This is a genomic window from Intestinibacter sp. (assembly GCF_051866655.1).
Lineage (GTDB): Bacteria > Bacillota > Clostridia > Peptostreptococcales > Peptostreptococcaceae > Intestinibacter.
In genome coordinates, this window is sequence record NZ_JBJDXL010000191.1 from 1 (window position 1) to 5,070 (window position 5,070).

6 protein-coding genes and 1 pseudogene are annotated in these 5,070 nt (G+C 29.6%); all 7 read left to right on the forward strand.

Annotation, left to right across the window (positions count from 1 at the left end; genetic code table 11):
• Nucleotides 1–464, forward strand: a pseudogene (locus ACI3VO_RS05915) (hypothetical protein); the annotation flags it as partial.
• Between the two features lie 90 nt (nt 465–554).
• Nucleotides 555–980, forward strand: coding sequence for a Holliday junction resolvase RuvX (gene ruvX, locus ACI3VO_RS05920; protein WP_290693381.1), 426 nt, complete (start codon nt 555–557; stop codon nt 978–980).
• Nucleotides 981–1,078: 98 nt separating this feature from the next.
• Complete coding sequence (locus tag ACI3VO_RS05925; RefSeq protein WP_439757023.1) at nt 1,079–1,348, forward strand: DUF1292 domain-containing protein; 270 nt, start codon at nt 1,079–1,081, stop codon at nt 1,346–1,348.
• 141 nt (nt 1,349–1,489) lie between these two features.
• Nucleotides 1,490–1,858 carry an ArsR/SmtB family transcription factor gene (locus ACI3VO_RS05930; RefSeq protein ID WP_439757024.1) on the forward strand — a complete coding sequence of 123 codons (369 nt, stop codon included), beginning with the start codon at nt 1,490–1,492 and terminating at the stop codon, nt 1,856–1,858.
• A gap of 2 nt (nt 1,859–1,860) precedes the next feature.
• Nucleotides 1,861–2,265, forward strand: coding sequence for a NifB/NifX family molybdenum-iron cluster-binding protein (locus tag ACI3VO_RS05935; protein ID WP_439757025.1), 405 nt, complete (start codon nt 1,861–1,863; stop codon nt 2,263–2,265).
• 262 nt (nt 2,266–2,527) lie between these two features.
• Complete coding sequence (locus ACI3VO_RS05940; RefSeq protein ID WP_290693369.1) at nt 2,528–2,971, forward strand: Fur family transcriptional regulator; 444 nt, start codon at nt 2,528–2,530, stop codon at nt 2,969–2,971.
• 245 nt (nt 2,972–3,216) lie between these two features.
• Nucleotides 3,217–4,893: a ribonuclease J gene (locus ACI3VO_RS05945; RefSeq protein ID WP_439757026.1), complete on the forward strand. Its 1,677-nt coding sequence runs from the start codon at nt 3,217–3,219 to the stop codon at nt 4,891–4,893.
• The last annotated feature ends 177 nt before the right edge of the window (nt 4,894–5,070 follow it).

The following is a 5,070-nucleotide window of genomic DNA, read 5'->3' on the forward strand; positions in this document are numbered from 1 at the left end:
AATTAGATTTTAAGAAAATTGTTTTAATCGGTGTGGCTGCAGTATTATTAGTTATAGCATTTGCAGGATTAGATTTTATCATGGGAAGTGAATCACATTTATCAGTATTTACAAACCAAATAATACAAGAAGGTCCAGCTGCTATATTTAATACATTTGGAAGAAAAATACAAATGAACTTAAAATTAGCGAGATCTAGTGTATGGGTAAATATACTTATTGTAAGTGTAATTATAGTTGGAGTGCTTATATTTAAGCCATCTGGATATTTCAAGAGAATCCACGACAAATATCCTGTAATATTTAAAGGTTTTATGGCTTCTTTTGTAGGATGTATAGTTACATTATTGGTAAATGATTCAGGTATAGTGGCAGCTTCGACAGCAGCTATCTATATATTGATTCCTATTATAATAATAAGTATTAATATGATAATTTTTGATGAAGAAGATGAAATTTCATAATAAAAATTAGTCAGGATTCCCTGGCTAATTTTTTTAAAAGTATAAGGCAAAATAAAATACATGAATAATTAAGTTACGAAGGAGTAAAATATGTTAGATGGAAGAATAATGGGTCTAGATATAGGTGATAAGACTATAGGAGTTGCTGTGAGCGATATAATGGGAATTACAGCACAGGGTATAAAGACTATAAGAAGAGAATCTAAGAAAAAGGATATAGAAGAATTAAAAAATATAATCAAAGAAAAACAAGTCAACAAGATTGTATCAGGACTTCCTAAAAATATGAATGGAACTCTAGGTCCACAAGGCGAAAAGGTCATAAAATTTTGCGATTTAATAAAAGAAGAAACTGGACTAGAAATAGAATTTTGGGATGAAAGATTGACTACAGTTGCAGCTGAGAGATCTCTACTTGAAGGAGATGTAAGCAGAAAAAAAAGAAAAAAAGTGATAGATATGCTGGCAGCAGTGCTTATATTACAGGGATATTTAGATAGTAAGTCAAAATTTTAAATTAAATGTGTAAAAATTTCTGTTTATGATATATAATTATATATCATGATAATAAAATAGAATAATAAAAATATTTATTTGCAAAAAAGGAGAAAAGCATGGAAGAAAATATAATAACTTTAATAGACGAAGATGGTCAAGAGGCTGAATTTGAGATAGTTTTATCTTTAGAAGCTGAAGGGAAGGAATACGCAATATTACTACCTTTAGATGATGAAACTTGTGATGAAGCTTTAATATTTAGAATCGATTCAGATGAACAAGGAGATATTTTAGTTGCTCTAGAAGATGAAGAAGAATACCAAATAGTTGTAGATGTTTACAATACTTTAATGGATGAACAAGGATTAAATGACGACGAGTTTTAATTAATTTTAAATCGATTAAAAAAAGGGGTTTTTACCTCTTTTTTTTGTGTAAAAAGAAATAATTTAAAAAAGAGTTGACTTTTTTGGTTTAGAGTATTATTATTTAATTAAGTAATTACTTAACTAAATAAGGAGGTAGTTATGGAAGAATTAGTAAAAGTTTTTAAAGCTTTAAGCGACGAAACTAGACTAAAAATATTATTAATTATATCAAAGAGGACAATTTGCCAAAAAGGTATTTCTAAACATTTGGGGATTTCAGACTCTGCTGTATCACAGCATATAAAGGTTTTGAAAGAAGCCAATATTGTTACAGGAATAAAAGAAGGCTATTCAGTTATATATGTAATCAATGAAGAATCTTTTAATGAAGCTAGATTATTTTTAAAAATGATAAACAAAATAGACGATGACACGTTTATAAAAAAAGAAAATCTAGAACAAATAAGATTAAATAGCTGTGCAAATTGTAAGCTACATAAAAAATGTTGTAAAAATAGGGGGATTTAAAGATGAAAGTTTGTATACCAGTTGTAGAAAATAAGGGAATGGATAGTTTACCATATGGACATTTTGGATCAGCTCCAGAATTTGTTGTATGTGATTTAGAAAATGGAACAGTTGAATCAATGAACAATGGAGATTTAGGACATGAACATGGAAAATGTCAACCATTAAAAGCTTTATCAGGAGTTAAAGTAGATGCAGTTATAGCAGGTGGTATAGGTGCAGGTGCTATAATGAAATTAAACGATATGGGAACAAAAGTTTACAAGGGTGTAAATGATACTATAGAAGTTAACTTAAAATTATTAAAAGAAGGAAAATTAGCTGAATTCTCTATGGCTAATGCTTGCCAACATCACCATGGTAACGGAGGCTGCGGACACGACCACGGTCATGAAATAAATCTTTAAGATATTGAAAAGTCAACGATTGTTACAATGTTTAATTTTTGAAATAGAGTAAATTAATGTAAAAAGTCACTTGGAATTTTGAAAGTGGCTTTTTATATATGAGCTTTTTAAAATGGAAAAATTATCAATTAAGAAATTTATTAAACAAAAAAAGCATCTAAAAAGTCATTTGTATGCTCTGTAAGAAAACGGTATATTGACAAAATAAGAAAAATGATTTAAAATGATTACAATAGATTATCAGTTGAAAATAGGTGAGTTTATGAAAGAGTCGATAGAAAACATAAAAAGTAAGCTTAAAGAGACTGGCTTTAAAATAACTCCGCAAAGAAGAGCTATATTAGAGATTTTATTAGAAAATGATGATAAACATTTAAGTAGTGAAGAAATATACGATATGGTAAGAGTTTCTTGCCCTGAGATAGGCTTAGCTACAGTATATAGAACAATACAACTTTTAAATGATGTGGGGTTACTTTCTAAATTAAATTTAGATGATGGATGTATTAGATACGAACTTCGCCTTAATAAAGAGGAAAAGCATAATCATCACCATTTAATATGTGAAAAATGTGGTAAGATTATAGAGACGAAAGAAGATTTATTAGACGGAATAGAAACATTAATTCAAAAAGAATATAAATTTAATGTATCAGACCATGATATTAAGTTTTACGGAATATGTGAAGATTGCCAAAAAATATAAGTCCTAAGATGGGACTTATATTTTAGTTTAAAACAAAAAGCTTCGTTTTAAGATTAATTTGAGCTTTTAATATTGAGTAATAAATAGACTGATATAAAATTTGTCATAATAATAAGATAAATGTATTACGATTATGTCTTAAAATATATTAGAAATTATGGTACAATAAAATCAGCTGGTAAAAGTGTACGTGATTTAATATTATTTTTTTTTGCAAATTTAAAATTGAATAGACAGAGGAGAGGATGCAATTGTTTAAGAAAAACACCAACAAGATAAAGGTGATGGCTTTAGGTGGTCTTAACGAAATAGGTAAGAACATGACTTTAATCGAGTACAAAGACGAGATAGTTGTAATCGATGCAGGTCTTAGCTTTCCAGAAGACGAGATGCTAGGGGTAGATATTGTCATACCAGATATTACTTATTTAATTAAGAACAAGGATAAGGTTAAAGGTATTTTTATAACACATGGTCATGAGGATCATATAGGAGCTCTTCCATACATCCTTAAAAAGATTGATGTACCTGTATACGGAACTATGCTTAGTATAGGCTTGATAGAAGTTAAATTAAAGGAGCATAAATTGAGTACAGCTAAATTAAATGTAGTTACTCCTAGACAGATAATAAAACTTACAAATATGAGTGTAGAGTTTATTAAAAACAATCACAGTATCCCAGGTGCATGTTCTATTGCTGTTCATACAGATCAAGGTATTATCTATCATACAGGAGACTTTAAGATAGATTTAACTCCAATAGACGGCGGTGTAATGGATTTACACAGAATATGCGAGCTAGGGCAAGAAGGAGTCCTTTTATTATTAGCAGATAGTACTAATGTTGAGAGACCAGGATATACAATGTCAGAAAAAACAGTAGGGGCTGGTCTAGACGATTTATTTAGAAAGGCTAATGATAGTAGAATTATAGTTGCAACGTTCTCTTCAAACATACACAGATTACAACAAATAATAGATATGGCGAAGAAATGCGAAAGAAAAGTAGCTGTTTCAGGAAGATCTATGGTAAATGTCATATGCGTTGCAAGAGAGCTTGGATACCTAGACATAGAAGACGATATGTTAGTTGATTTAAACGATATATCTAAATACGACGATAGAGAGCTTGTAATTATAACTACAGGGACTCAGGGAGAACCGATGTCTGCCCTTGCTAGAATGGCAAGTAGCGAACACAAAAAGGTCGAAATTAAAGCTGGAGATTTAGTTATAATATCAGCTCATCCAATACCAGGTAATGAAAAATTAATTTCAAAGGTTATAAACCTACTATTTGAAAAAGGTGCAAGCGTAGTATACAATGACTTAGCCGATATACACGTTTCAGGGCATGCATCTCAAGAGGAGTTAAAATTAATAAACGTAATGGCAAAACCTAAATTCTTTATGCCAGTACACGGTGAGTATAGAATGTTAAAGAGACATGCAGAGCTTGCTGAGGAATTAGGAATGCCAGAAGAAAACATATTTGTGATGCAAGCAGGTCAAGTGTTAGAATTAGATAAAAATTCTGCTAAGGTAACTACTACAGTTCCAATAGGAAATGTTTTAGTCGACGGTCTAGGTGTTGGAGATGTAGGAAACATAGTTTTAAGAGATAGAAAACACCTATCAGAGGATGGCTTAATGATAGTTGTAGTAACTATTTCTAAAGAAGATGGAAAAGTTTTAGCAGGACCAGATATAATATCAAGAGGATTCGTATATGTAAGAGAATCAGAAGACTTAATGGACGGTGCGAAGGCTGTAATAAAGGAAGTATTAACTGAATGCGAAGAAAAAAATATAAAAGAATGGGCTTATTTAAAAAATAATATAAAAGAAAATCTTAAAGAATATTTGTACACAAAAACAAAAAGAAATCCAATGATACTACCTATAATAATGGAAGTATAGAGGTCGATTTTGAAGGGTATTGTGAAATAGGTTTTAAATCTATTTTGCAATACCCTATTTTGATTCAAAATTTTACCTTCCAATAATATACCAATTATAAATTTATAATTTTGGAAAATATATTTATAACACATAGGAAATTATATTCATTTTTAAATTTTAGATAAATATAATTTC